26 protein-coding genes are annotated in these 25,590 nt (G+C 54.8%); 13 read left to right on the top strand and 13 right to left on the bottom strand.

The window, feature by feature from the left end; genetic code table 11:
• Positions 1-45: 45 nt before the first annotated feature.
• The gene (locus tag H7U06_RS09385) at positions 46-1,278 is read right to left on the bottom strand and encodes an MFS transporter (protein ID WP_175625860.1); all 1,233 of its coding nucleotides are present in this window, start codon (positions 1,276-1,278) and stop codon (positions 46-48) included.
• A gap of 100 nt (positions 1,279-1,378) precedes the next feature.
• Between H7U06_RS09385 and H7U06_RS09380 the strand changes: the two genes are divergently transcribed.
• Complete coding sequence (locus tag H7U06_RS09380) at positions 1,379-2,359, top strand: AraC family transcriptional regulator (protein ID WP_175625859.1); 981 nt, start codon at positions 1,379-1,381, stop codon at positions 2,357-2,359.
• Positions 2,360-2,385: 26 nt separating this feature from the next.
• Here the strand turns inward: H7U06_RS09380 and H7U06_RS09375 are convergent, their stop codons facing one another.
• A complete protein-coding gene (locus tag H7U06_RS09375) occupies positions 2,386-2,829 on the bottom strand; it encodes a MarR family winged helix-turn-helix transcriptional regulator (RefSeq protein WP_175625858.1) in 444 nt (147 codons plus the stop codon).
• Positions 2,830-3,004: 175 nt separating this feature from the next.
• Here H7U06_RS09375 and aceE point away from each other — a divergent pair, with 175 nt between their 5' ends.
• Together aceE and H7U06_RS09365 are read left to right on the top strand one after the other, a co-directional pair.
• Positions 3,005-5,677: a pyruvate dehydrogenase (acetyl-transferring), homodimeric type gene (gene aceE / locus H7U06_RS09370; RefSeq protein ID WP_175625857.1), complete on the top strand. Its 2,673-nt coding sequence runs from the start codon at positions 3,005-3,007 to the stop codon at positions 5,675-5,677.
• Positions 5,678-5,711: 34 nt separating this feature from the next.
• Entirely contained in the window at positions 5,712-6,329 is a 618-nt protein-coding gene (locus tag H7U06_RS09365) for an FMN-dependent NADH-azoreductase (protein WP_175625856.1), read from the top strand.
• Between the two features lie 16 nt (positions 6,330-6,345).
• Here H7U06_RS09365 and H7U06_RS09360 read toward each other — a convergent pair whose 3' ends face one another.
• From H7U06_RS09360 to smpB, 3 genes are all read right to left on the bottom strand, one after another.
• Positions 6,346-7,932, bottom strand: coding sequence for a hypothetical protein (locus H7U06_RS09360; RefSeq protein WP_175625855.1), 1,587 nt, complete (start codon positions 7,930-7,932; stop codon positions 6,346-6,348).
• A gap of 195 nt (positions 7,933-8,127) precedes the next feature.
• The gene (locus H7U06_RS09355; RefSeq protein WP_175625854.1) at positions 8,128-8,583 is read right to left on the bottom strand and encodes a VOC family protein; all 456 of its coding nucleotides are present in this window, start codon (positions 8,581-8,583) and stop codon (positions 8,128-8,130) included.
• Positions 8,584-8,606: 23 nt separating this feature from the next.
• Positions 8,607-9,056 carry an SsrA-binding protein SmpB gene (gene smpB, locus H7U06_RS09350; RefSeq protein WP_124572385.1) on the bottom strand — a complete coding sequence of 150 codons (450 nt, stop codon included), beginning with the start codon at positions 9,054-9,056 and terminating at the stop codon, positions 8,607-8,609.
• Between the two features lie 149 nt (positions 9,057-9,205).
• On the opposite strand from smpB, the gene H7U06_RS09345 reads away from it, so the two are divergent.
• The gene (locus H7U06_RS09345; RefSeq protein WP_175625853.1) at positions 9,206-9,931 is read left to right on the top strand and encodes a sulfite exporter TauE/SafE family protein; all 726 of its coding nucleotides are present in this window, start codon (positions 9,206-9,208) and stop codon (positions 9,929-9,931) included.
• Here H7U06_RS09345 and H7U06_RS09340 read toward each other — a convergent pair.
• Positions 9,924-10,379 carry an NUDIX hydrolase gene (locus H7U06_RS09340; RefSeq protein WP_175625852.1) on the bottom strand — a complete coding sequence of 152 codons (456 nt, stop codon included), beginning with the start codon at positions 10,377-10,379 and terminating at the stop codon, positions 9,924-9,926. The two genes, H7U06_RS09345 and H7U06_RS09340, sit on opposite strands and share 8 nt — an antisense overlap.
• A 96-nt stretch (positions 10,380-10,475) precedes the next feature.
• Here H7U06_RS09340 and H7U06_RS09335 point away from each other — a divergent pair, with 96 nt between their 5' ends.
• The 3 genes from H7U06_RS09335 to H7U06_RS09325 all read left to right on the top strand — a co-directional run bounded on the left by H7U06_RS09335 (position 10,476) and on the right by H7U06_RS09325 (position 12,098).
• The gene (locus tag H7U06_RS09335; protein WP_175625851.1) at positions 10,476-11,270 is read left to right on the top strand and encodes an aminoglycoside phosphotransferase family protein; all 795 of its coding nucleotides are present in this window, start codon (positions 10,476-10,478) and stop codon (positions 11,268-11,270) included.
• Positions 11,271-11,357: 87 nt separating this feature from the next.
• Positions 11,358-11,522, top strand: a complete 165-nt coding sequence (locus tag H7U06_RS09330; RefSeq protein WP_175625850.1) for a hypothetical protein — start codon at positions 11,358-11,360, stop codon at positions 11,520-11,522.
• 156 nt (positions 11,523-11,678) lie between these two features.
• The gene (locus H7U06_RS09325) at positions 11,679-12,098 is read left to right on the top strand and encodes a GreA/GreB family elongation factor (RefSeq protein WP_175625849.1); all 420 of its coding nucleotides are present in this window, start codon (positions 11,679-11,681) and stop codon (positions 12,096-12,098) included.
• A 217-nt stretch (positions 12,099-12,315) separates the two neighbouring features.
• Here H7U06_RS09325 and H7U06_RS09320 read toward each other — a convergent pair whose 3' ends face one another.
• Together H7U06_RS09320 and H7U06_RS09315 are read right to left on the bottom strand one after the other, a co-directional pair.
• Positions 12,316-13,263, bottom strand: a complete 948-nt coding sequence (locus tag H7U06_RS09320) for a response regulator (RefSeq protein WP_175625848.1) — start codon at positions 13,261-13,263, stop codon at positions 12,316-12,318.
• Positions 13,238-16,615 (bottom strand): ATP-binding protein, encoded by a 3,378-nt coding sequence (locus H7U06_RS09315; protein ID WP_175625847.1) that lies wholly within the window; start codon positions 16,613-16,615, stop codon positions 13,238-13,240. Before H7U06_RS09315 ends, H7U06_RS09320 begins: the two co-directional genes overlap by 26 nt.
• Before the next feature lie 373 nt (positions 16,616-16,988).
• Between H7U06_RS09315 and fmdA the strand changes: the two genes are divergently transcribed.
• The 5 genes from fmdA to H7U06_RS09290 all read left to right on the top strand — a co-directional run bounded on the left by fmdA (position 16,989) and on the right by H7U06_RS09290 (position 20,280).
• The gene (gene fmdA / locus H7U06_RS09310) at positions 16,989-18,221 is read left to right on the top strand and encodes a formamidase (protein ID WP_124572390.1); all 1,233 of its coding nucleotides are present in this window, start codon (positions 16,989-16,991) and stop codon (positions 18,219-18,221) included.
• A 12-nt stretch (positions 18,222-18,233) separates the two neighbouring features.
• Positions 18,234-18,581 carry a zinc ribbon domain-containing protein gene (locus H7U06_RS09305; protein WP_175625846.1) on the top strand — a complete coding sequence of 116 codons (348 nt, stop codon included), beginning with the start codon at positions 18,234-18,236 and terminating at the stop codon, positions 18,579-18,581.
• A 164-nt stretch (positions 18,582-18,745) separates the two neighbouring features.
• Positions 18,746-19,261 carry an AmiS/UreI family transporter gene (locus H7U06_RS09300; RefSeq protein ID WP_175625845.1) on the top strand — a complete coding sequence of 172 codons (516 nt, stop codon included), beginning with the start codon at positions 18,746-18,748 and terminating at the stop codon, positions 19,259-19,261.
• Positions 19,262-19,405: 144 nt separating this feature from the next.
• Positions 19,406-19,744 carry a helix-turn-helix transcriptional regulator gene (locus H7U06_RS09295; protein WP_175625844.1) on the top strand — a complete coding sequence of 113 codons (339 nt, stop codon included), beginning with the start codon at positions 19,406-19,408 and terminating at the stop codon, positions 19,742-19,744.
• Positions 19,744-20,280 carry an SRPBCC family protein gene (locus H7U06_RS09290; RefSeq protein WP_175625843.1) on the top strand — a complete coding sequence of 179 codons (537 nt, stop codon included), beginning with the start codon at positions 19,744-19,746 and terminating at the stop codon, positions 20,278-20,280. Before H7U06_RS09295 ends, H7U06_RS09290 begins: the two co-directional genes overlap by 1 nt.
• A gap of 25 nt (positions 20,281-20,305) precedes the next feature.
• Here H7U06_RS09290 and H7U06_RS09285 read toward each other — a convergent pair whose 3' ends face one another.
• Positions 20,306-20,986 (bottom strand): MarC family protein, encoded by a 681-nt coding sequence (locus tag H7U06_RS09285; protein ID WP_175625842.1) that lies wholly within the window; start codon positions 20,984-20,986, stop codon positions 20,306-20,308.
• Between the two features lie 21 nt (positions 20,987-21,007).
• Positions 21,008-21,937, bottom strand: a complete 930-nt coding sequence (locus H7U06_RS09280) for a DedA family protein/thiosulfate sulfurtransferase GlpE (RefSeq protein ID WP_175625841.1) — start codon at positions 21,935-21,937, stop codon at positions 21,008-21,010.
• A gap of 149 nt (positions 21,938-22,086) precedes the next feature.
• On the opposite strand from H7U06_RS09280, the gene H7U06_RS09275 reads away from it, so the two are divergent.
• Positions 22,087-22,272 (top strand): hypothetical protein, encoded by a 186-nt coding sequence (locus tag H7U06_RS09275; protein WP_124572397.1) that lies wholly within the window; start codon positions 22,087-22,089, stop codon positions 22,270-22,272.
• A gap of 41 nt (positions 22,273-22,313) precedes the next feature.
• On the opposite strand, the gene asd is transcribed toward H7U06_RS09275, so the two are convergent.
• The 3 genes from asd to H7U06_RS09260 all read right to left on the bottom strand — a co-directional run bounded on the left by asd (position 22,314) and on the right by H7U06_RS09260 (position 25,502).
• A complete protein-coding gene (gene asd / locus H7U06_RS09270) occupies positions 22,314-23,189 on the bottom strand; it encodes an archaetidylserine decarboxylase (RefSeq protein ID WP_175625840.1) in 876 nt (291 codons plus the stop codon).
• A 60-nt stretch (positions 23,190-23,249) separates the two neighbouring features.
• Positions 23,250-23,477, bottom strand: a complete 228-nt coding sequence (locus H7U06_RS09265; protein WP_175625839.1) for a hypothetical protein — start codon at positions 23,475-23,477, stop codon at positions 23,250-23,252.
• Positions 23,478-23,582: 105 nt separating this feature from the next.
• Complete coding sequence (locus H7U06_RS09260) at positions 23,583-25,502, bottom strand: AsmA family protein (protein WP_175625838.1); 1,920 nt, start codon at positions 25,500-25,502, stop codon at positions 23,583-23,585.
• Positions 25,503-25,590: the final 88 nt, after the last annotated feature.

Below are 25,590 nucleotides of genomic sequence, written 5' to 3'. Positions count from 1 at the left end.
GAGGCGTTGCGGCAAGCGTTAATTTACTCGCCGCAACACCACGCGTCAGGCCCTTACCGGACGCGGACCATAACGCAATGTCAGCAAAGTACCCAGGGTAATCGCCACAGTCGCGAAGATTGGACCACCCAGCGCACCGACATGATCGACCAATATGCCACCACCAATTGCACCGCTGGCGATCGCGATCTGGAATGCAGCAACCATCAACCCACCCGCGGCTTCAGCCTGATCCGGCGCAGCCCGCACTATCCAGGTCTGGAAGCCGACCGGGAATGCACCAAACGCAAAACCCCACAGCGCAATCGCGACTGCCGCAACCACAGGTGAACTACCCGCCATCCACAAGGACGCTGCCAGCACAACGATCAGCGCCCCGCCACACACCACAGCGTAGCGCTCGCTGCGCTCGGCAATAAAGCCACCGGCAAAGTTACCGAAGAAACCACCTATGCCATAACCGAGCAATACCGCAGAGATAGCGCTGACCGACAGATGCGTGATGTGCTCCATCAATGGACGGATATAGGTAAAGCCTGCGAAGTGTCCGGAAATCACCAGCAGTACGGCAAACAAGGCAACCCGGATATTGGTGCGGCGTAGCAGTTCAAACATCACCTTGACGCTAGGATTGTCCTTCGGTGGCAATGACGGAATCGCGAAGATCTGCACCAGCAAGGTAATCACGCTCACGATACCGGCTGCGACAAACGCACTACGCCAGCCCCACAAATTGCCCATATACGCACCGATAGGTGCTGCGCCCACGGTGGCGACAGAAACGCCGGTAAGAATCAAGGACATTGCCCGTGCGAATAAATGATCTGGCACCAGGCGCATTGCCAGCGCTGCCGCCATCGACCAGAAACCACCAAGACCTATGCCGAGCAGCACGCGCGAGACCAGCAAGACGGAAAGTGTATCCGCCGTGACGGCCAGCACATTCGACAGCAACAACAAGGTAGTCAGCGCCAGGATCACGCGCTTGCGGTCAAAATTGCGGGTGAAAAGCGGAATCGTCAATGCAGCACCCGCCGCGACCAGCGCAGTCGCCGTTACCGCCTGACCAGCCGCCCCGTCGGACACACCCAGATCATTGGCCATTGCGGTCAGCAAACTGGCAGGCAGGAATTCCGCCGTCACCAGGCCAAAGACACCGAGTGCCAAGCTGGCTATGCCTGCCCAATTGGCGCTGCTACTCACAGCGGTGCTGCAGGTCTCACTGTTGCTGCTGACGTATTGAGAATCAGGGCATTCAGCGCAAGTTGCTTCATTCATTGCGGTACTCGGAAAGTTGTAGAGTGCACAGCTTACGATTAAGGTCCTGGACTTTCCATGTCATTAAAATCCTATATCATGACTATTCGTCCAAAAAGGAATGAAGAGCATGAAGGATGCAAATAACGCTGCGCAAGACACACGCGACACCCTGACTGAAATCCTGCTCGGCCTACGCCTCGATGGCGTTGAATACGGCCGCTGCGTCATGCATGAGCCTTGGGCAATTGCCTTTCCGTCGCGCCGGGAAGCCAGTTTTCACTTCATCGCGCAAGGTAATTGCTGGATACGCACCCAGAGCACAGACTGGATGCGCCTGAATCCGGGCGACGCCCTGCTCCTGCCGCGTGGCATGTTTCATGTACTGGCGAGTTCGCCGGAAGTCCCGACTATCGACATCGATGCGCTGGCCCGCACCGTCGTCTCAGAAAATCTTTTTCTGCTGAATGACGATAAGCCCACGCATCAGATCACGACAGAGGATGAGACGAAGGCACACATCCTGTTCGGCGGTGTCATGCGCTTCAATCTCGACCCCTTGCATCCACTGCTGGCGATGATGCCGGATGTCATGCGTGCCTGCGACCTGGCGCAACGCGATCCTGCTGTCCTCGTCATGCTGGAAATGATGGAGCGCGAAATGGCACTCGATCGTATTGGTGCTTGCGGCATCCTGGCACGCCTGGCCGATGTGCTGGCGGCCAGCATCATACGCGCATGGGTTGAATGTGCATCCAGCGGTGCCAGCGGCTGGATTGCCGCCGTGCGTTGTCCGCAGATCGGGCGTGTGCTGGCTGCGATACACAATCAGCCTGAACGCGAATGGTCGGTCGCGGAACTGGCCAGCGTCATGGGTGCTTCGCGTTCCAGCTTCGTGGAAAAATTTTCCAATGCGGTCGGCGATACGCCAGCCAAGTATGTCGCGCGCGTAAAGATGTTCCAGGCGCGCTACTGGATTGCACATGAAGGCATGCGCATGGCGACCGTTGCCAGTCGCCTCGGCTACGATTCGGAAGCCTCCTTCAGCCGCGCCTTCAAACGCATCATCGGTCATCCACCTAGCGAAGCACGGATCGGATAATCGCAGGAACTGCGTTCAGCTTTATATCAATCAGCGGCGCGCGCGGCAAGCGCTGCCTGATCCAGCCCATGCGCGAGGGAGCGCTGCTGTTCATCACTGAACTGCGCAAGGAAAAGTTCTGCGACAGTCGCTTCGTATACCTTCCACATCTTCTTGCGTAGCGCGCGTCCTTCGGTGGTGATGGTAGCGTAAGCCGCCCTGCCATCTTCTGCCGAGCGTGCACGCGTGACCAATCCTTCCTGTTCGAGCCTATCTATCAGACGTGTGAGGTTGTAGCGCTCTATCGCAAGCGCCTCGGCCAATTCATGCATGCGCCGCGTACCGTTCTTGCCGCTCTCCAGTCCCCACAGCACGTCATACCACGCATACGTCGGCAGCCCCGCATCTGCCAGACGACGCTCTATCTCCTTGATGAGTACGCGATGAGTACGTACAAAAGAGAACCACAGATCCGGTTCGTTCGTATTCATTGGGCTCCTTAATGACTTATTTTTATATCGATTGCATTTGCAATTGAAATGATACCACTGTAGGATTGCCATCCATACGATTGCAATTGCAACTCATTTTCTGCCATCGCCAATAAGCCGCGTTCGCCTCGTTGCGAGCTGCCTCTGTATGTCTGAAATTTTCTGGGAGAGCTTCATGAATCAACCGTTAGCCGAAGTCGATATCGATCCGCAAGAAACGCAGGAATGGCTGGACGCACTGAATGCCGTGATCGATGTGGAAGGACGCTCTCGCGCTCACTATCTGTTTGACAAGCTGGCTGATCTCGACCTGGCACGGCACGGCAACTTGCATGGACGTGTGACGACGCCGTACGTCAATACCATCACCTGGCAGCGCCAGCCAGCCTACCCTGGTGATACTGGTATCGAACGTCGCCTGAACGCCTACGTGCGCTGGAATGCGATGGTCATGGTGTTGCGTGCTGGCAAACATTCCAACGTCGGTGGCCATATTGCGACCTATCAATCGGCAGCAGTCATGTATGACGTCGGATTCGATCACTTTTTCCGTGGTCGCACCGAAGAGTTTGATGGTGACATGGTGTACATCCAGGGCCATTCCGCACCTGGCATTTATGGCCGCGCCTACATAGAGGGACGTATAGACGAAGCCCGGATGGACAACTTCCGGCGCGAATCGGACCGCGTCGGCCTGTCATCGTATCCACATCCGCGCCTGATGCCAGACTTCTGGCAATTTCCTACCGTGTCGATGGGACTTGGTCCGCTTACAGCTGCTTACCAGGCGCGGTATATGCGCTATCTGGAATATCGCGGATTGAAAAAGCCGCAAGGACGCAAGGTCTGGGCCTTCCTCGGTGATGGCGAGATGGATCAACCGGAATCGCTGGCCGCCATTTCCCTCGGTGGACGCGAGCGCCTGGACAACCTCATTTTCGTGGTCAATTGCAATCTGCAACGCCTCGATGGTCCGGTGCGTGGCAACAGCAAGGTGATACAGGAACTGGAAGCGACCTTCCGTGCGGCAGGCTGGAATGTGATCAAAGTCATCTGGGGCAGCGAGTGGGACAGATTGCTGGAGAAAGACAGCAGCGGCCTGCTGCAGCGACGCATGATGGAATGCGTGGATGGTGACTACCAAACCTTCAAATCGCAAAACGGTGCCTATGTACGTCAGCACTTCTTCGGCAAATATCCCGAATTGCTGGCGCTAGTCACCGACATGACCGACGACGAGATCTGGAAACTGGCGCGCGGCGGCCATGATCCGAAGAAGGTCTACGCCGCCTATGACCAGGCGATACGTACCACCGGACGGCCGACCGTGATACTGGCCAAGACCGTGAAAGGTTTTGGCATGGGTGAAGCCGGAGAAGGTCAAAACATTAATCATCAACTGAAAAAAATGAGTGCAGATGCTGTGCGCGCTTTCCGCGATCGCTTTGCCCTCCCCGTCAGCGATGAAGAACTGGAAGACATGCCCTATTTGCGACCAGCGCCGGATAGTGCGGAGGCACACTACCTAGCAGCAAGAAGAAAGGCGCTGGGCGGCTACATCCCGGCTCGTTTCAATAAGGTCGAAGCGCTGCCGGTACCACCGTTGTCTGCCTTCGCCAGCCAATTGCAAAGCAGCGGAGAACGCGGTGTCTCGACCACCATGTCCTTCGTTCGCATCCTGACCGCACTGCTCAAGGATGAGCATCTCGGCAAGCTCATCATTCCTATCGTGCCGGATGAATCCAGAACCTTCGGCATGGAAGGCTTGTTCCGCCAGATCGGCATTCATTCCTATGTCGGTCAGCTCTACACACCGCAGGATGCCGGACAACTGAGCTACTACAAGGAAGCCAAGGATGGACAAATCCTGCAGGAAGGCATCAATGAATCCGGCGCCATCTCATCGTGGATAGCCGCGGGTACGGCCTACGCCAATCATGGATTGGCGACGATACCGTTTTACATCTTCTATTCAATGTTCGGGCTGCAACGGGTGGGTGACCTGGCCTGGGCCGCAGCGGATGCACGCACGCGCGGATTTCTGCTGGGCGCGACCGCTGGTCGCACCACTCTCATGGGTGAAGGCTTGCAGCATGATGATGGTCACAGCCATGTGCTGTCATCTGTCATCCCAAGCTGCATTTCCTATGATCCGACCTACTCTTACGAGCTGGCAGTCATCATTCAGGATGGCTTGCGGCGCATGTACGTAGAGCAGGAAGACATCTACTACTACATCACGCTACTCAACGAAGCCTATCAACATCCGGCCATGCCGGAAGGATCGGAGGCCGGCATACTTAAAGGCTTGTATCTGTTGCGCGAACACGCGAACCCGCAAGCGAAAGCTCCGCATGTACAACTAATGGGCAGCGGCTCCATCCTGCGTGAGGTAATCGCCGCGGCAGATTTACTGGAACAGGATTTCGGCGTCAGCAGCGATATCTGGAGCGCAACCAGCCTGACCGAAGTAAGGCGTGATGGTCTCGCTGCGGAACGCTGGAACATGCTGCATCCGGACGAAGAAATGCGCATCCCATATGTGCAGCAATGCCTGGCCAGCCGTCGCGGCCCGGTTGTGATCGCAACCGATTATATGAAGATAGTCGGCGATCAGATCCGCCCCTTCATCACCGACAGGCGATACATAGCATTGGGCACTGATGGCTTCGGCCGTTCGGATACCAGGGAGTCTCTGCGCACTTTCTTTGAGGTCGACAGGCATTTCGTCGTACTGGCGGCACTGAAAGTACTGGCGGACGACGGCACTATACCGCGCGCCAAGTTGACAGAGGCAATACAGCGTTACGGCATAGACATCGACAAAGTTGATCCTGCTGCTGTGTAAAGCATACTGAATTCTTGTATCGGGAACATGCACCATGCGCTTGTTGAATATAGTCTGCTCTCCACGTGGAGAGCAGTCAGCGTCCATCTCTATCAGCCATGCTTTCATCCAGGCATATGGCCAGAGATTTCCCGGGATGGAAGTCGATACGCTGAATGTGTGGGAAGAGCATCTGCCCGACTTTGACAATCGGGCGATAGGCGCCAAGTACAAACGCGTGGCGCATGAAGTGCTGAATGAAGCCGAGCACTCTGCGTGGACCAGCATAGAAAAATTGGTACAGCGTTTCCGCCGGGCCGATCGCATCGTGCTGGGTATACCGATGTGGAATTTTTCTTATCCGTATAAGCTGAAGCAGTTGATAGACCTGGTCAGCCAGCGCAATCTGCTATTCAGCTTCGACGGCACGCAATACGGCCCCTTGCTGAACATCAGCCGCGCGCTGGTGATACACGTACGTGGTCAAAGCCAGGGCAAGAACGCAATGAATCCAGGCTTCGAGCACCAGGCTGCTTACATGGATTTCTGGCTGAAATTCATAGGCGCAGCAGAAGTTTTAAGCATAGAAGTCGAGCACACCTGGGATAGACATGCGCAAGAAACGCTGGAACAAGCAAAAGCCGAGGCAATCGCACTGGCTTCCGCTTTCTGAAGCTATTGCGAGCGCCTTACTCTTGCGGAACAGGAATAGTCCAGCCCTTTTCTTTCAGATCGGCCGGATCAGATTTCAGCAGGATATCACTGTGCACTTCGAGTAATTTTTGCTGCCAGTTATACAGCGCCGAAGGTTGCTCATTCTTCAAATCGTCCAGCAGCGGCTTCAGTGATTCCAGTATGTCGCGCTTCTGTGATGCATTGAATGGCGTAGTGGAATCATCCGTCAACACACCCAATTCATACTTGGAGGTACGGGTAGATTGTTTGGCTGATTGCTCTGCATACGCTTCGCTCAGTACACCTTTGGTATAGGAAATCCCTACCTTGCTCTGAGCTGTATCGTCTATCTGCTTGTAGTAATAATTTTGCGACTTGTTGTCGCTGGTGAGTATCAGCGGCACATCCGGCACCAGTGACATGTGATAACTCGCCTTCAGATTCGATTGCTGCTGTTGCGAGATGCTGCGATTGAACTGATTGATGCCGCCTACCTGTGTGGTCTGTGACGCGTCATAAGCAAAAGAATCGACTTCACCCAAATTCTTTGGATTCGGCGACGTCGTCACTTCTTTGACTGATGCCTTGAAATCAGCCAGGCCAGTCAACATCGCATGATCGATGTCAGCCAATGAAATCTTGGGTTGCTGGGCCGGCGCGACATAGTCGCTATTCATCTGCGAGAACGCATCCTTGAACATGCCCACCAGAGCCTTGTCGGCATTACCGCGCGATGCCGCTTTATCAAACTGCTTCAGATAGCTATCGATGGCGGCGGCTCTTTGTTTGCTATTTCCCCAGATCGACGAATCACGCATATCGACGCTGACATTCATGGAGCCGACAGGCCCATCAACATTCACACTCCGGCTCGTGCTATCTGCATGGAAGGCCAGCTTTTGCGGCCCATCCTTATCCAGCGTGACGCTGGACTGAAAATCCACCGAAGACAAAACCTTGGTATCGAACTTCGTCAGGCCGGACAGATTAAGTACCGGCGGCTTCGCGGTGAGACCATCGATAGCATTCTGAAATCCAGCGGCCATATCGCCCAGCGCAGTGCGTTCAGCTTCGCTCAAATCGCCACTGCTTTGCATCTGGACTTGCAGACGATCATTCTCGCTACCCAATACGATCTCGACGTCTACACCGCTTTGCGTCCGGATTTGCAGCTTTATCTCGGCTGCCGGATAGGAAGTCTGCTGTGTACCGGTAGACGTGATCGCACCCGCCTCACTGCTTGCAAGCGAGACGGATTGCGTAAAACCATCCACACCATTCTTCAACATGCCCAGCAATGCACTGCCCAGGCCGTTGAGACGGGTGTTAACAGATGACGAGAAAAAATTCCCTCCCATGAGGGCAGACACCGCGTCGTTCGAGCGCACTTTCCAGATAGGCGCAGATACCGAATAAGTCGGATCTATTGCGAGATTCTGATTGTTGGCGCCCAGTGTGACGATCGTCGACTGCTGTGGCGTCGACGCTGATTGCGCTTGAGTCGTGCCAGACGATGCCCGGGAAGAACCGGCATATTGTGTAGTGGTCGACGACGCCGTGGAACGCGACACCGTAGACTGCAATGCAGACATGGATGTCATAAAGGTGACTCCGCTGTTTTTATCATTTTTATCATCAGATCGTTATACCTAGGGCTCAACATCATCTCGCTGGCTTATCTAATGTATGTATCCATACATTGAATAGAGGATGACTTGTATAACGACTGGGTTGGCGGAAACTTGAATTACCTGGAGCCATACCTACATCTGATTACAGCTGAAATCATTACCAGCCTACGCAAATGCCTCCACCAAAAACTTTTCCAGCTCCTGCTCTTCCAGCAGCTCTATGGAGAAATTCCCAAACTTCTTGGGCAACCAGATAATGCGCGTCCCGCTAGGTGAACTCAGATTGTCACGCGCCAGGGCTTTGCCGTTTTCATTTTCCGGCTGTACGCCCATCGCGACTAATTCATCATAAGCAGCTTCTATATCCGGCGTCGTATAACAATGCCGGTAGATCGTGCCCTCGCCTTTGCTATCCATCAATTCCTTGAGGTTGCCGCTGATGGGCTGGACCAGCATGAAACGTTCATCATCCCAACGGACGACTGCGTAGCGCACATGCAAACCGTCGCGTTGCCAGACCAGTGTCTTTGAAATCTGCGCATTGAATAGCCGTGCGTAATAGGCGCAGGCTTCTTCCAGATTGCCGACCAGGATATCGATGTGACTGAATTTCAGCTTCATGGTTTTGTTCGCGATGACCCGTCTTAACGACGATGTATCTTCATGATTTTTTGATGTTCGCGCATCCAGTCGCGGTCTTTTTCCGTGTTGCGCTTGTCGTATTCTTTTTTGCCTTTGGCCAGCGCAATGTCGCATTTCACGCGACCGCGTACCCAGTGCAGGTTGAGCGGCACCATGGTGAAACCGGATTGGTCGACCTTGCTCAGCAATTTTTTGATTTCTGCTGCGTGCAGCAAGAGTTTACGCGTGCGTACCGCTTCCGGATGTGAGAACGATGATGTGCTGTTCAGTGCACTGACGTGTGCACCGAACAGGAAGATTTCATTGTTGCGCGCGATGACGTAGGCTTCCTTCAGTTGCACCCGGCCTGCGCGGATTGCTTTGACTTCCCAGCCGTCCAGCACGACGCCTGCTTCGTAACGATCTTCTATGAAGTAATCGTGAAATGCTTTTCTGTTATCTACTATGCTCATGACGATCTCTTTAAGGTAGCGAGAGTTTAACCCTGTGTGCCGCCTTCTGCAGCAGCAACCATCCCAGCTAAAACTTTCGCCTTGCATTACTATAACGGACACATTCGACAAGAAACGCATAGCGTTCACGAATGCCACCCATATAAAACATGAGCTCCTACATTTTTGTCCTGATGGTCGGATTGCTGGCTGGCGCGATTAGTGGCGTTATCGGTACCGGCTCCTCCATCATGCTGCTGCCGGTGCTGGTCTATACCTTCGGGCCCAAACAGGCTGTACCCATCATGGCGGTCGCCGCTGTCATGGCCAATCTATCCCGTGTCATGGCCTGGTGGAAGCTGGTTGACTGGCGCGCCTTTGCCGCTTACTCCATCACCGGCATCCCGGCTGCAGCAATCGGTGCGCGCACCCTGCTGGCCTTGCCACCGCATCTGATCGAAACCTGCCTCGGCATCTTCTTTATCCTGATGATACCGGCGCGGCGCTGGCTGGTGGCACGCGACTATAAGATCAAGCTCTGGCAGCTCTCCATCATAGGCGGCCTCATCGGTTTCCTGACTGGCCTGGTCTTGTCTACCGGCCCGCTCAGCGTCCCGGCCTTCACCGCTTACGGTTTGGTGAAAGGTGCCTTCCTCTCCACCGAAGCAGCCAGCTCGCTGATGCTGTATGTCGCCAAGGTGATTACCTTCCGTGAATTCGGTGCGATGCCGCTGGATATCTTTATCAAAGGCTTGCTGGTCGGCGCATCGCTGATGGCCGGTACTTTTATCGGCAAAGCCGTGGTGCTGAAACTAAGCAATCAGGCCTTCCAGCACTTGCTCGATGCCTTGCTGCTGTGTTCCGGCATTTCCCTGCTGTGGGCTGCGTTTAGTTAATTATTTGCGCCTGTAGCGCCATCTGCGCCACTTCCAGCACATCCTGACTCAGGGCAAGTGTGCCATCCGTCAGAGTCTGCAAACGGAACCAGCCTGCTTCTTCTGCATCATCTGCCGCTACCGGCTCACCTGATTGCCAGGCACACTGCACGGCGACCAGTATGAAGTGCTGCCGCAACTCACCCTGTGCATCACGATCGTAGGCATTTAAAGCTGTCAGCACCTGTTGCGCGACGCCGCGCACACCGGTCTCCTCAAACAGCTCGCGCACTGCCGCCTGTTCCAGCGATTCACCGAATTCCATTTTCCCACCGGGAAAACCCCACAAGCCAACATCAGGCGGGTTCTTGCGGCTGACCAACAGGATTTCATCGCCACGTATCAGCACGGCAATCACGGCTGCGATGGGGATTGGTTTACTGCTATCGGTACTTACGGGTGCTTGCATAGTCGGACGGAGTTAACGCTACAGCGGACGAAGCCATCATTGTAGCGACTATCTGTCGTGCCATAATCAGCGCTTACCTCTTTGCACTTTCTATCCATGTTCGAGCCATATTTAAAGCGCTGGCAGCTCATCCCCGACGGCCCTGCGATCGTCACCCATAGCAGCAGCTTGCTGCCGGTACGCATGGCGGGCATGCCTGCCATGCTGAAGATCTCTACAGTTAGTGAAGAGAAAAACGGCGGCCTGCTGATGCAATGGTGGAACGGCGATGGCGCAGCGCGTGTGCTGGCACGTGAAGACAACGCCATTCTGCTGGAACGTGCAATAAGCAATACCACGCTGACGGAGATGGCCATGCATGGCCAGGACGATGAAGCCAGCCGGATCATGTGCAAAGTGGCAGCACACTTGCATGCACCGCGTCCGCAGCCTTTACCTGAACTGGTGCCATTGGCACATTGGTTCCAGGCACTGGAACCAGCAGCTGCCAGGCATGGCGGGATTTATGCGCATAGTGCGGCTGTCGCACGTGAATTACTGAGCCGACCACAGAATACTGTGGTGCTGCACGGCGATATCCATCACGGCAACATCCTCGATTTTGGCGCGCGCGGCTGGCTTGCTATCGATCCCAAGGGGTTGCTGGGAGAGCGTGGCTTTGATTACGCAAATATCTTTTGCAATCCCGATCCATCTACCGCGGTGCAGCCCGTACGTTTCCGGCGCCAACTGGAAGTCGTGAGTACGGCCACCTCCCTCGAACGCAAGCGTCTGCTGCAGTGGATACTGGCTTACGCTGGCCTGTCCGCCGCCTGGTCGCTGGAAGACGGCATGCAGCCAGACTGCGCACTTGGCGTTGCCCAGCTGGCCATGCATGAACTCGGCAGATGATTTTTACTTGGTAAAACGGCACCGGGTTGACGGAATATTCTAAATGGCTATACTCACCCTATCCCCAACTTGCATACACAGCTTGCAATGACCACCTCAACCTTCCTGTCGAAACGCATTAGTTCTGCGCCGAACAAGGAAGAGTTGCGCGTGCGTACTTTGCTCGCGGCTCGCGCTTCGACCACCGTGCATGCAGTCGCAAAGATGTACACACAGTCATCTTTTGTAAGAGACCTCGCCTGCCTCCCTTAGGCTCGGTGAGTGTCCACAGGAACGAAGCTTCGTTCCACCCACATCGCTCCCGAGCCACCCTCTCGTAAATTCCACGCTGTGTTGATGCCGTCGGCATCCGCACTGAATTGCCATTTTTTGGTCGATCTATCGTATCGGCCCGGAGCTATTACTAAAATGAAAAACGAACGTTACCTGACCCAAAACGATGCCGCCACTTTGAGCCGCATTGCCGAACACCTGCTGCGCATGGGTGAAGTTGAAGTCAATGCAGGCGAGCAATTGCTCGACATCATCTCGACTTCGATCATCCTGCCGGTTGATGTACAGCGCAAAGGCTATGTCACCCTGTACTCAACCATCTCGTACAGCCCGGTCGGCAGCGAAGAAGTACGCAAGCTGACCATCGTCTGTCCGCAAGATGCGAATCCGCAACTGGCACTGATCTCCGCATTGACGCCTATCGGCCTGGCTTTGCTCGGACGCAAGGCATTGAGCACAGTCGAAGTTAACCTGCCATCCAACCGTGTCGAGAAACTCAAGATTCTTGAGGTCTTGCCACTGGATACAAATATTGGAGAACTCGCACTCTCATGAAACGCGTAACAGCCATACAGCTGGTAGAGCGAGGCAAACGGCTGAAAAAATGGTTTGCCGCAGGTATCGCGGTCAGCATCACGCTGGCCATGCTGGTCATGGCCGTCGATTAAATATGCAGGAGTGTTGATGATAAGGGCAGCGTTTTACGCGGATGATCTGAAGGAGAGCCTGCATGCAATATGCAGGCCTCTGCCCGTCCAACACTAGTTGCTTGCTAATGCGGCCACTTCGGTGAGCCGAGGCGTGTGTCGGCACTTTCCTGTGCGCTGGCCATCGCTGCGGCAGCAGAGCGTGTTTCCACACCCAGCTTTTCAAATATATGTTCGAGATGCTTGCTCACAGTGCGTGGGCTCATCTTGAGGATTTCACCGATGTCGCGATTGGTCTTGCCTTTGGCCAGCCACGACAAAACTTCTGTTTCGCGTGGCGTGAGCGCCGCACTGGCCAGGCGTCCGGTCGGCAATGCGTGACTGCCGCTCAGCTCGATCAGCAACATGATTTCATCCATACCTGCCGCGCCCATATTCCGCACCAGCAGGCTGGCTCCGGCCGGTTCGGTGACAGATGCCACCAGCTCCATGCCGCTGCTGCCTTTCCACCACGATTGCGGTACGGTCAGTGCATCCGGATTGATGCCGAACTGCGTCAGCAACTGACGCGCGCATGGCGAGCACCAGGAGATACTGCCTTCGTTGTTCAGCATGATGACGCCGAGGCCGGATACATCTATCGCATCCAGCGCGAAGCGCGCCATACGGGCATTGCCCAAATGCGTATGCAGACGTGCCAGCACTTCCGGTGCGCGCACCGGTTTAACCACGTAGTCGACACCACCGGCAGCAAAGCCTTCGAGTACATGCGAGGTATCCGACAAGCCAGTCATGAAAATAATCGGGATATGTTTGGTCGCCAGATCCGCCTTGATGCGTCGACAGGCGTCAAAACCGGAGATACCCGGCATCACCGCATCCATCAGGATCACGTCCGGCGTCACCAGGCTCAGGCGACGCAAGGCGGTATCGCCATCGCAGGCCACCAGCACGGTATAACCGGCGTCTTCCAGTGTTTCGCACAGTACGCCGAGGCTGCTCGGAGCATCGTCGACCAGCAATACCACCGGACGGTCATCAGGATTATCAATCAGGTGATGCGACACGTTCATTCTCCATTAATGCGTTCTCCAATGCGCCCAACTCAAAACGGTCCAGCAATGATCTTACTACGTTGCAGGATGCCACGACTGTCGCGTCTTCTGTCAGCGACAGACGATCCAGCGCACGACGCAAACCGGCGACGTGGCCCATGCGTGTGAGTTGTAATAATTGCCCTATCGCAGGTTGCCTGAAGCTCAAGCTTTCCGGTACCGCTTCGGTAACAGGCACGAGCGGCGGTGTGCTGGCATAAATCCATTCCAGCCCCAACTGTCTTTGCAAGGCCAGCATCAACTCCGACTCCAGCACCGGTTTGCCGACGAAGTCCTGGCATCCTGCAGCGCGTAATTTTTCCTGATCGTTCTCAAACAAATCAGCGGATACAAAGATAATCGGCACATTGGTTCCGCTGAATGCACGCACATGACGCGCCGTTTCCCAACCGTCCATGCCATCCATGCCGATGTCCAGCAGAATCACATCCGGCACAAAATCACGTAGCAAATCGAGGCACTCATGTCCGCTAGCCGCTTCGCGCACATTGAAACCTAAAGGAATCAACATGCCGCTTAACATATGCCTTTGCACCGGCTGATCATCCACCACCAGCAAGGTACGTGTAGCGCCGGTATGACCGATCACATCGCGCTGCGGCAAGGCTTCGAATGCATTGATTTCCATCAGTGGCAAACGCACGACAAAGGTACTGCCCTGTCCCTGCGTACTGATCAGGTTGAGGCTGCCATTCATCATCAGGATCAGCTTCTCGGTAATCGCCAGTCCCAGCCCTGCACCCGGCTCGCCACGCAAGCGTCCGGCAGCGCCACGTTCAAACGGCTGGAAGATACGTTGCCTGTCCTGCACTGCAATCCCGATGCCGGTATCGATCACATCGAAGCGCATGGATGCACTGGTGCATTCGACGTGCAGCGTAACGGAACCAGTATCAGTAAAGCGCAACGCATTCGTCAGCAGGTTAATCAATATCTGCCGCAAACGTTTGCCATCCGCCAGCACGTAATGCGGCAAGTCGCCGCCATGCGTGTATTGCAAACGCAAGCCCTTGGCTTCTGCCTGTGGCCGCACCATGCTGAGCAAATCATCGAGGAAGGCCGCAAATAAAATCGGTGTCGGTTCCAGCCGCATGCGATCCGCTTCTATGCGTGCCAGATCCAGCAACTCATCCACCAGCCCGAGCAAGTGTTCACCGCTGCGCTGTATGGTCTGGATCGCGGTACGCGGTGCGGCATCCAGCTGTTCATTCTTCAGCAGGATTTGCGAATAGCCGAGGATGCTGTTTAATGGCGAGCGCAACTCATGCGAGATACCGGCAACGTAACGCGTCTTCGCCTGGTTTGCCGACTCGGCAGCTTCCTTCGCACTTTGCAAGGCGGCATCGGTGCGTTGGTGCGCGTCTATCTCTTGCGTCAGCAATTCGTTTTGCCGGTTCAAATCATCCTGCGCCAGATGCCGCCCTTCACTGCCAAGCACCACCCACCAGCTGGAAACAGCGACGATGATCAACAACACGGCAGATATCTTGAGGAAGATACTGTCGAGCAGTACACGATCACTCAATGAAGTGAGTGTAGAAATTTCCTGTGCATAGACCAGTCCGAGCGCTGCAGCACCGACTGCGCATAAAGACAACACCACCACCATGTAGTTGCCGACGCGACGGTTGACCAGATGCGACAAGGCGTTCGGCAGCAAGGCGGACAATAGTTGCTGCGCCTGCTCGGCAGTACGCGATTCCTTTTTGCACAAGTCATGGCAACGCGATTCCAGTGTGCAGCAGAGCGAGCAGATAGGCGCGCCATATGCCGGACAATGCGCCATGTCTTCTGATTCAAAGCTGTTATCGCAAACGCCACATTTCACCGCTTGTCCCGGCATACCGACTGCAGTCGGACGCCGCGCCAGATAGTAACGACCACGCGTGAGCCACGCCAGCACAGGCGAAACAATAAAGGCCATGCCCAGCGTAACGAACGGCGAGAAGGCTGCAACCTTGTGCCCCCATACGCCGGAGAAAGCAGCTATCCCTATACTGGCGGACAAGAGCATGGTGCCGAGTCCAACCGGATTGATGTCGTATAGATGCGCGCGCTTGAATTCGATCCCTTTCGGACTCCAGCCGAGCGGTTTATTGATGACCAGATCGGCGACCAATGCACCTACCCATGCCACTGCCACATTGCTATACAAACCGAGTACGTTTTCCAGTGCGGCGAAAACACCGAGGTTCATCAGTAGCAAAGCCAGCAGGCAATTGAAGACCAGCCACACCACCCGCCCCGGATGACTATGTGTCAGGCGCGCGAAGAAATTCGACCAGGCCAGCGAACCGGCATAGGCATTCGTCAGGTTGATCTTGACCTGCGACACCACGACAAACAACAAAGTGATTGCCAGTATCCACAGCGGATCACTGAACAGATAAGAAAAACCAAGCAGGTACATGCGTGTTGGTTCCATCGCATTCTCTGCAGGCACGCCACTCTGGAATACCAGGTAAGCGAGGAAGGCACCGCCCAACATTTTCAAACCACCCGGGATGATCCAGCCAGCACCGGCCACGATGATGGCAGTCCACCAGCGCCGTTTGTTTTCAGGTGTACGCTCGGGCAGGAAGCGCAGGAAGTCGACCTGCTCGCCTATCTGCGCCACCAGTGAAAACGCGACCGTCGCCGCCACGCCAAACATGACGGGATCCAGGCTATTGCTTTTGGAAATCGCACCGACGAATTGTGCAAACTCGGTGTAGGCCTCCGGCTTCTTCCAGTAGATCGCGATATACGGCGTGACCAGCAGTATCAGCCATAGCGGCTGCGTCCACATCTGCAAACGCGAAATCAAAGTAATCCCGCGCGCCACCAGCGGCACGATAAACAGCGCGCAAATCACATACCAGATCCACAGCGGCCACGGTATCCACATCTGCAAGGCGACCGCGAGTATCGCCGCCTCCAGTGCAAAGAAGATGATGGTGAAGCTGGCATAAATCAGCGAACTGATGGTTGAACCCATATAGCCAAATCCGGCACCACGCGTCAGCAAATCCATATCGATGCCGTAACGTGCTGCGTAGTAACTGATAGGCAGGCCAGTCAGGAAAGTAATCAGCATCACCGTCAGGATCGCGGTAACGGCATTGGCGAAGCCGTAGTTCAGTGCAATCGCCCCACCGATTGCTTCCAGCGCGAGGAAGGATGCCGCACCGAATGCGGCATTGCCCAGCTGCCACTCCGACCATTTGCGGAAATGGCGCGGCGTATAGCGCAATGCGTAATCTTCAATCGACTCGTTGGCGACCCATCGGTTGTACTCGCGACGTATGCGAAAGATTTTTTGTTGGGCCATCAGCTAGATGAAGAATTGGATAGGCTGCAAATGCTGCGTCGCAATACAAGCCGGTTCTTAATTGTCGTCACGTTCATGCGCGTTATTTGATTTTTATATCGCATACATCGTCAACGATAGTCTCCTGCAAATTCTGCCTGCTTTTTCAAATTACAGGAATTGAAAATATTTCACAAGGTGAGTTTCCATCCCGCAAGCAGCATCAGCAGTTTTGCATGTACGCCGTTTGACGTATTGGGATATACGCACAGTCCATACATTATCTGGTTCGGAATGCTCGGATCGCAGTCTCCAGGTGCGCGCGCGCTGGATAGTCAGCATCGGGGAAATCCGGGTTCCATCCATACAAACATAACTTTGAGAGGTAGACATCATGGCTGAAACCCTGATTAAAGTAGATCTGGATCAATCACCCTACGATAATGAGAATGTCCATAACCGCTGGCATTCGGACATTCCGATGGCGACCTGGGTCAACCCGGGCGACGACTTCATCCTCGAAACATATGACTGGACCGGCGGCTACATCAAGAACAATGATAGTGCTGACGACGTCCGCGACGTCGATCTCACCACCGTCCACTTCCTGACCGGACCGGTCGGCGTACACACTGCAGAACCAGGTGATTTGCTGGTCGTCGAATTGCTCGACATCGGTGCCAAGCAGGAATCGATGTGGGGCTTCAACGGTTTCTTCTCGAAGAAGAACGGCGGCGGCTTCCTGACCGACCACTTCCCTGAAGCGCAAAAATCGATCTGGGACATCAAAGGTATGTTCACCTCATCACGCCACGTACCAGGCGTGAACTACGCAGGCCTTATCCACCCTGGCCTGATCGGCTGCCTGCCAGATCCTAAACTGCTGGCTGAGTGGAACAAGCGCGAAACCGGCCTGATCGCAACCGAACCTGATCGCGTACCACCACTGGCCAATGCGCCATTCGCACCAACTGCGCACATGGGCAAAATGAAAGGTGCAGCACGCGACAAGGCAGCAGCCGAAGGCGCACGCACCGTGCCACCACGTGAACACGGCGGCAACTGCGATATCAAGGATTTGTCGCGCGGCTCGAAAATCTTCTTCCCGGTTTATGTCAAAGGCGCAGGCTTGTCGGTCGGCGATTTGCACTTCAGCCAGGGCGATGGCGAAATCACCTTCTGCGGCGCGATCGAAATGGCAGGCTGGGTACACATGAAGGTCACGGTGATCAAAGGCGGCATGGCTACCTATGGCATCAAGAATCCTATCTTCAAACCTAGCCCTATCACACCGCATTACAACGACTACCTGATCTTTGAAGGTATCTCGGTGGATGAACACGGCAAGCAGCATTACCTCGACGTCAACGTGGCTTACCGCCAGGCTTGCCTGAACGCCATTGAGTATCTGAAAAAATTCGGTTACTCCGGTGCACAGGCTTATTCGATTCTGGGTACGGCACCAGTGCAAGGCCACATCAGCGGCGTGGTTGATATTCCTAACTCCTGCGCTACCTTGTGGTTACCAACGCAGATCTTTGACTTTGATATCAACCCGAGTTCTGCCGGCCCTGTGGTGCAGAAATTCAAAAGCATGGGTATGCCTCTGTCGCGCGATCTCAAGTAATAGGAGAAAGTCATGCCAACCTACGATTACGTCTGCAAGGACTGCGGTTTCTTCGAAGCGGTGCGCACTATCGCTGCGCGCAACGATCCTATCGATTGCCCGCACTGCGCGGCCAAGGCCGACCGTACCTGGTCGTCTGCACCGAGCCTGGCGCTGATGCCGGAAACCCGTCGACATGCGATGAGCACCAACGAAAGAGCATCGCATGAACCGATGAGCTCCAAGAACTACGCATCCAAAGCGCATCCTTCCGGATGCAGTTGCTGCTCTTCATCTGGCAAGAAGAGTAAATCCACCATCGTCGCGCCGAATGGCAACAAGGCTTTCGCCGGTAAGCGACCATGGATGATCAGCCACTGAAGTCATATCTGGCATGAACGGGACGCCGGCGAATCCGCAAGGGTTCGCCGGCACCATCCCGCTGCTCCGCATACGGCTATCGATATGGAGCGTATATGAGTTTCCTATTATCTTTTTGCACGTCAAATAATTAAAATCGCTGCCTCGTTCAGCAAGGAGATGTCATGCTATTAGGTCTTTCACTACTCTACGTAGGCGCAGTCCTGTGCCTCAACGGCCTGTGGCTACTCGGTCGCATAGGCGACAAGGAAATCTGGGTCATCAATGTATTTTCCGGCGGCGTCACACTGCTGATTTCGCTACAGATGGCCTTCGGTGCCAATGCCGATGCCGGATCTATCAAGGGCGCTGCACTCACCCTGCTGTTTTCTTTCACCTACCTGTGGGTCGCCTTCAATCGCTTTAACGGTGCTGACGGACGCGGCCTCGGCTGGTTCAGTCTGTTCGTAGCCATCACGGCGATTCCGGTCGCAATCGAAACCCTGCAAACCGCAACCACTACCTGGGGCACCTGGTTCGGCCTGAGTTGGGCGGCATGGGCGGTATTGTGGTTTATGTTCTTCCTGCTGCTGGTGGCAGAAAAGCAAATCGCCAAAATCACTGGTGTGGTTGCCTTGCTGTGCGGCATCTTCACCGGCTGGCTGCCTGGCTTCCTGCTGCTTAACGGCGTACTGAAGTAAGACTGCACTGCTTGCGTGTGCCATGCACGCGAGCAGTTTTTCCATCCCGCCCAAGCTGTCTGATCTGCACCTCCCTTCACCCCCGCACAAAAATAATTAAACCAAATGGTTTACTTTTAATTTTGCCGTGCTATATTCAACCACATGGTTGAATTAAATTCCTCAAAACTCGATGCCGTCTTCAATGCGCTGAGCGATCCGACACGACGCCAGATGCTGCGCCTGCTGGCCGACGGTGAACGCACGATAGGCGAGCTGGCTGCGCCTTTCGAAATGTCGTTCGCTGGCGCGTCCAAGCATGTCAAGGCACTGGAACATGCGGGACTGGTCAGTCGTACCGTACAAGGTCGCTCGCATATCTGCACATTGGAAGCTGCACCACTAGCCGCCGCCGAAGACTGGCTGCGCTTTTATCAAGGATTCTGGACCGAGCGCCTGGATGCGCTGGAACAGGAATTACTGGCGAAAAAAAGGAGAAAGTAATGGACGAATATGGCGTAGCAACAGACAACACAACCGTACACATGAACAAGCTATTACCGGCCAGTGTCGATGTCGTATGGGAATACCTTACGCAATCAGACAAACGTGCGACCTGGCTGGCTTCCGGCGACATGGGCTTACACGTAGGCGGCCCGGCCGACCTCTGTTTCAACTTCAAGAACCTGACCAGCGAAACCACGCCGGAACGTTTCCTGCCTTATGAATCGAATCACCGGCAGCACGGTCATGTCACCGCCTGTGAACCGCCCTACCTGCTTAGCTTCACATGGAATGAACGCGATGGCCGCTCGTCAGAAGTACGCTTTGAACTCAAGGCGCAAGGCGATAAAACCCTGCTCACGCTAACCCATAGTCGCCTGCCGAATCGCAAAGAGATGGTCAGTGTTTCCAGCGGCTGGCATATCCATCTGGGCATATTGAAGGACCGCCTGAATCAGCAGCAACCGCGCCAGTTCTGGGCCACGCATGCGCGGCTGGAAGCGGAATATGAAAAACGAATTCCCGCTACCTTCTGAGTGATAAAAAAGACTCTGGTATCGCTTACTTGACCGCGACCCCGGCCTCGACCAGGAGGCCGACCACACCAGTCCAAAAGATTTCGACACCGATACACAGCAGGATGAAGGCCGACAAACGCAGCATGACCATGGTGCCGAGTCGGCCCAACATCTTCACCATCTTGTTGGCTGAGTTATAGCAAAGCCAGATCACGAATGCCGTCATTGCGGCACCCACCGCAGCACTACCGAGTGAAATCACCTGATCCAGCAGACGCGCCGGTGTACTCGCACCCAACGTAATCGATGCTGCAATCGCACCCGGCCCGACCGTCAGCGGGAAACTAATCGGATAAAAGCTGCGCACCTTGAATTCTTCATCCGACCACGCCTCCATCGGATTGGTCGCAACCTGCGTACGTATCGCATCCTGCCCGTTATCGTTGAGCAGCTTCCATGCGGTGAACGCAACCAGCAAACCGCCGCTGATACGCACGATAGGAATCGAGATACCAAAGAACATCAGCACATGCGAGCCGATGAACATGGCACCGAGCAGGAGGAAGAAGCAGTTGATAGCGACCTGGCGTGCCAGTTTCTTTTCTACATCGCGACTGACATTGCCCAGCAAGCTGGCGAACACCGGCGCATTACCGAAGGGATTGATGATGGGCAGCATGGTGATGGGCACCAGGATCGCCGCCTTGAAGAAAAGAATCAGCATGTAGGGATTCCCATTCTGAAATCAGACGAATTCGTCTATGTTATATCCGGCTGCGACCCATGCATCTATGCCGCCTGTCAACGGCCGTACCCGCCGATAACCACGTGCCATCAGTTTCTTCGCAACACGTGCAGCAGAAGCCTCATTCGGACAGGCACAGTAGACAATGACTTCCGAGTCCAGCTCAGTATTCACGACCAGCGCGCTGATGTCATCATCTGATAGCACCATCGCACCAGGGATTTTCCCGCTTTGCTGCGCCAGGCCGGAACGCACATCGATGATGGTCGGTGGCTTGCCATTCTTCAACAATTGGTCCAGCTCATCGACCGTAATGCGCGCCATGCGCAAATCCTTCAGGAAACTATGCCGTTGCCACCATTTTTTTGCAAGATAGACAGCAAATGCCAGTGCCACCAGCAGGATGCCCCATTTGCCGAGGCTCGCCAGGATATCCAGTAAGTCTGCGACCGCAGAACTGAATAAGGAACCAAGGAAGATGGCCGAGCCCGACCACAGTGCAGCACCCAGGCCATCATAAATAATGAACTTGGCCGGACGTGTGCCGATCGCGCCTGCCAGCGCACTGGCGACCGAGGCAAAGCCGGGTATGAATTTGGCCACCAATAAGGAAGCCGGGCCATAGCGCACGTACATGGCTTCGGTTTGCCGCACGCACGAATCCGGCGACAGTGAAATTTTGCACAGGCGCGCCATCACGCGTCCGCCGTAACGACGCCCGGCCATATACCAGGCGAAGTCAGCGATCAGTGCCGCGACCACTGCCACTACCAACAGCGTGACAGCCGAATACTCACCACGCCCGAGCAAGGCGCCGGTAATCACCAGCGTTGGATAAGCCGGTATTGGTGCACCCAGTTGTTCCAGCAAGACGTTGCCAAAAACAAAGAGCAGTCCATATTGTTCTATCAGATTCAGCAGGAAGCTCATGTTGTTGCAGTACAATTGATCGTTCAGTTTATGGTCTGCCTAGCATAGCAGGCAGAGGTCGTTTCCATGCAAGTTTCGCATCGGCCTGTCGACAGCTGTTAGTCGCACCGGCCACTACCATTAGCGTTTACCCTGATCAGGAGTTTCTTATGTCACAGCCATGGAATACCGAAAGCAAGGATGAGGAAAAGCAAAGCGGCAAACTGAGTAGTGTAGAAGAACTGCGTAAGGTCAAGCATCCGGATCACAGCTTGCTATCGGATGAAGTCAAGAATGAAGAGAAACTGAAGGGGCTGGTGGATGAAGACCATCCCTTCCCCTCCAAAGGCAACTGAGCCACAAACCCGGTAAACGCGTGTAACGAGCGGCTATTTTCTTATTGCTGCCCAGTCTGATCAGGCACAGGCTGCACGCCGTTTCCCATCACTTCGCCGAGGCGGACTGCAGCGGCTGGCTGCCACTTGTCCGTAAAGGTCAGCGTATCCTTGGGGAACAGCATCACGACGGTAGAGCCGAGCAGGAAGCGCCCCATTTCCTCGCCCTTTTTCAGCTGTAAATACTGTTTGTCGTAATGCCACTCACGCACCGCATCCAGGCGCGGCGGATTGACGACACCATGCCATACGGTTTGCATGCTGCCGACGATAGTCGCACCGACCAGGGTCAGCACAAACGGGCCGGACGGCCCTTCAAACAAGCACACCACGCGTTCGTTACGGGCAAACAAACCCGGCACGCCACGCGCTGTAGTCGGGTTCACCGAAAACAAAGTACCCGGCACATAAATCATGCGCAACAAGCGACCATCGCACGGCATATGGATGCGGTGATAATCGCGCGGGCTCAGGTAGAGCGTGGCGAAGTTGCCATTCTCGAACTGCGCAGCGAGTTCGGCATTGCCACCGACCAGCGCAGTGGTTGAGTAACTATGGCCTTTGGCCTGGAAGATCTGGTCTTGCTCGATCTTGCCGAACTGGCTGATCGCACCATCGACCGGACAAATGAAATCGGCATCGGCCAATGGACGCGCACCGGAACGCAAGGCGCGTGTAAAGAATTCGTTAAAGCTGGCGTAGCTGGCGATATTCGGATTCGCCGCTTCGGTCATGTTCACATTGTATTTGCCGACGAACCAGCGTATCAGCGCAGTCGTCAGGCGTCCCGCTTTGGCGCCCGCGACCAGCCCGGCAAAGGCAGTCAGGGCCTTTTTTGGCAGTAGGTATTGCGGTAGTACAGGCAAGCGATTGGACACGATAAATAGTGTGATTAGGTATAAACGGGAAAAAAGCGTGATTGTAGCGGTTGTTCCGCCTTATTCTTCTGAGGTGGTTTTCCTGACAGTAATCCGGTCGATATAGAACTCGCCATCACGGCAGCAACGGTGTGGCACACCTGCCAGCTCGAATCCGGGCGGGCCATCTTCCAGCCAGACCTGCACCAGGGTATCGAATTCTTCAGGTTCCAGTCGCAGCATCTGAGCCGACACGACAAACTGCGCGCCCTCCTTCTGCTTGCTGACGATATCGTCGATTGTAGCCATCGCCATCCCCATTACGAAACAAAAACTGCCGCCATCATAGCTTTTGTTGCGCTGCAATTCCATTTATTAAGCTTTTTTTCTTTTACTTTTGGACTATGGCCAAGGTCAGCGACTTTGCTGCTTTTTGGCTGCGCGCGAGGAAAATACGACCTGACAAGGATCCGACTTGGGATTCGCACCATCCCAGATCGAAGTCGCGACTATGCTTACACCACTTGTAAGAATAGCCGCACCTATACGCGCAATCGCACCCAGCGCACCAGATTCATCCAGCTTCAGCTCCGGCTTGCCGAGCGCACCGACTATCTTTACTTCATCGGAAAAATTGGAGATACCCAGACTAAAGCCTGAGCGCACCCTGACCTTGCCACGCAAATCCACGGTCTGGTTTTGCAGATTCACCTGTCCGCTGGTCAGCAACTGGCTGGCATCGCTGCGGGCACCGACTATGCCTACACCTTTTGCCACGCCCGCTACAAACGGCAGGCGGCCACTGGCACAAGCCATATCTATGCGCTTGGAATCCTTGGAGGAAAACAATCCGGTCAACCAGAACTCAGCCTGTCCTGCCGCAGGAGAAAGTATCTGCGCACTGCCTATGCGTATCTCGACCGGGCCATTCAAGCCTGCGGCCAGATCCTTCATCGAACTGCCATGCGTCGTGACCTTCGCATCAACTTTCATGGCACCACCATTGACGACCAATTTCTTGCCGCTGGCTTTTAGCATCGCACCCAGCGAGGTATCGTTGAGTTGCAGATTCAGTTTGACTGCCTGCTTCTTGCCTTCCAACACGATATCGCCATGCACGCTACCGCCCAGCAATTTGCCGGAGAACTCGGGCAAGGTCAGCGTATCGTCATGCAAGCGCAAATCTGCCTGGACACCTTCGACCTCAACGCCGGAACGCAACTTCAGATTGTCTATCGCGGCCGCCACCTTGGCATCGATATTATTTACCTGAGCCAACAAGGGCCAGGCCAGAGGCTTATCACGAAACAACTCTCCTTCTTTTTTCTCCGCTAATGGCGGCTGCCCTATATCGAGAAAGGTTTGCTTCATATCGATATGATCAGCATGCAGGCTGGCGTTCAGCTTGGTTCTGCCATTCTGTTTACTCCACTGCCCTGCGCCGCTTAAATTCAGCTTGCCCAACTGCAGTTTCAAGTCTTTAAAGACATGCTGCTGTTCGCTGGCCTGCAGTTTGACACTTGCTTGCAGCGGTACCGGAGAGATGCGATCTATCTGCAGGTAACCATACAACTCCTTGAGCGACTCGGCTTCCACTGCCAGCTCAACATCGTATGCCTGTAACGCACTATCGAGCGGCAACTGCCCTGTCACCGTCGCTTGCGCCTGTCCGGACTGCACAGTCAGTACACCCTTGGTGACAGCGCCTGGCGTTCCCATACCGGATAAATCATCGAGCTGGCCATTGAACTGCACCGTGTACTGTGCACGTACCAGACGTCCATTGAAAACCAGATTGCGCAGGCCGCTGCTACCTTTCGCACGCAAGGTATCGAGTTGCCAGCTTTTACTTTCCTGATGAGCTGAGCGGAAATTGATCTTGCTGACATCGGCACGCAAGGCCAGCAGATCGAATTGAGAGGTGCGCAATTTTCGTGTGGCAGGCAAGTCCCAGCTGCGACGGCCGTCTGCTGCGACTTCGAGATTGAGGGTCAGGCCATTGATGAGTAAACCTTCGACCACCACATCGCCGCGCAATAAAGGAGCGAGTGCCAGGCGTGCCCGTATGTCTTCGGCCTGAAGTGCATATTTGTCTTGCGCCCAATCCGGATTCGAGATGCGGACATCACTGGCACGCAAACGCGGGTATGGCAGCAAGTCGAGCGACAAGCCGCCTATGGTCAGATCCCGATTCCAGTTTTGTTTGAGACTGCTGCGCGCCAATTCAGTGAGATGCGTACTATCGGTCAGTCTTTGCAGCGCATAGCCGCCGGCCGCCGCCAGCACAAGCAGCAGTACTACAACCGACAGTAATACCTTATGCCACCTGCGCATGCTCTCCATCCTTGTCTGGAACCAACATTGGGCTGCGGACTGGCTTGATAGCCTGTGGACGAGGATATAACAGATGTCAGCACACGTC

The organism is Herminiimonas sp. Marseille-P9896, from assembly GCF_903993245.1.
Taxonomy (GTDB): Bacteria; Pseudomonadota; Gammaproteobacteria; order Burkholderiales; family Burkholderiaceae_D; genus Oxalicibacterium; species Oxalicibacterium contaminans.
The sequence above is the reverse complement of the archived record's forward strand: the minus strand, read 5'-3'. Positions and strand labels throughout refer to the sequence as shown.

Coding starts and splice junctions, on each gene's coding strand:
- H7U06_RS09385 (WP_175625860.1), bottom strand. CDS start 1,278: ATGAATGAAGCAACTTGCGCTGAATGCCCTGATTCTCAATACGTCAGC.
- H7U06_RS09380 (WP_175625859.1), top strand. CDS start 1,379: ATGAAGAGCATGAAGGATGCAAATAACGCTGCGCAAGACACACGCGAC.
- H7U06_RS09375 (WP_175625858.1), bottom strand. CDS start 2,829: ATGAATACGAACGAACCGGATCTGTGGTTCTCTTTTGTACGTACTCAT.
- aceE (WP_175625857.1), top strand. CDS start 3,005: ATGAATCAACCGTTAGCCGAAGTCGATATCGATCCGCAAGAAACGCAG.
- H7U06_RS09365 (WP_175625856.1), top strand. CDS start 5,712: ATGCGCTTGTTGAATATAGTCTGCTCTCCACGTGGAGAGCAGTCAGCG.
- H7U06_RS09360 (WP_175625855.1), bottom strand. CDS start 7,932: ATGACATCCATGTCTGCATTGCAGTCTACGGTGTCGCGTTCCACGGCG.
- H7U06_RS09355 (WP_175625854.1), bottom strand. CDS start 8,583: ATGAAGCTGAAATTCAGTCACATCGATATCCTGGTCGGCAATCTGGAA.
- smpB (WP_124572385.1), bottom strand. CDS start 9,056: ATGAGCATAGTAGATAACAGAAAAGCATTTCACGATTACTTCATAGAA.
- H7U06_RS09345 (WP_175625853.1), top strand. CDS start 9,206: ATGAGCTCCTACATTTTTGTCCTGATGGTCGGATTGCTGGCTGGCGCG.
- H7U06_RS09340 (WP_175625852.1), bottom strand. CDS start 10,379: ATGCAAGCACCCGTAAGTACCGATAGCAGTAAACCAATCCCCATCGCA.
- H7U06_RS09335 (WP_175625851.1), top strand. CDS start 10,476: ATGTTCGAGCCATATTTAAAGCGCTGGCAGCTCATCCCCGACGGCCCT.
- H7U06_RS09330 (WP_175625850.1), top strand. CDS start 11,358: ATGACCACCTCAACCTTCCTGTCGAAACGCATTAGTTCTGCGCCGAAC.
- H7U06_RS09325 (WP_175625849.1), top strand. CDS start 11,679: ATGAAAAACGAACGTTACCTGACCCAAAACGATGCCGCCACTTTGAGC.
- H7U06_RS09320 (WP_175625848.1), bottom strand. CDS start 13,263: ATGAACGTGTCGCATCACCTGATTGATAATCCTGATGACCGTCCGGTG.
- H7U06_RS09315 (WP_175625847.1), bottom strand. CDS start 16,615: ATGGCCCAACAAAAAATCTTTCGCATACGTCGCGAGTACAACCGATGG.
- fmdA (WP_124572390.1), top strand. CDS start 16,989: ATGGCTGAAACCCTGATTAAAGTAGATCTGGATCAATCACCCTACGAT.
- H7U06_RS09305 (WP_175625846.1), top strand. CDS start 18,234: ATGCCAACCTACGATTACGTCTGCAAGGACTGCGGTTTCTTCGAAGCG.
- H7U06_RS09300 (WP_175625845.1), top strand. CDS start 18,746: ATGCTATTAGGTCTTTCACTACTCTACGTAGGCGCAGTCCTGTGCCTC.
- H7U06_RS09295 (WP_175625844.1), top strand. CDS start 19,406: ATGGTTGAATTAAATTCCTCAAAACTCGATGCCGTCTTCAATGCGCTG.
- H7U06_RS09290 (WP_175625843.1), top strand. CDS start 19,744: ATGGACGAATATGGCGTAGCAACAGACAACACAACCGTACACATGAAC.
- H7U06_RS09285 (WP_175625842.1), bottom strand. CDS start 20,986: ATGCTGATTCTTTTCTTCAAGGCGGCGATCCTGGTGCCCATCACCATG.
- H7U06_RS09280 (WP_175625841.1), bottom strand. CDS start 21,937: ATGAGCTTCCTGCTGAATCTGATAGAACAATATGGACTGCTCTTTGTT.
- H7U06_RS09275 (WP_124572397.1), top strand. CDS start 22,087: ATGTCACAGCCATGGAATACCGAAAGCAAGGATGAGGAAAAGCAAAGC.
- H7U06_RS09265 (WP_175625839.1), bottom strand. CDS start 23,477: ATGGCTACAATCGACGATATCGTCAGCAAGCAGAAGGAGGGCGCGCAG.
- H7U06_RS09260 (WP_175625838.1), bottom strand. CDS start 25,502: ATGCGCAGGTGGCATAAGGTATTACTGTCGGTTGTAGTACTGCTGCTT.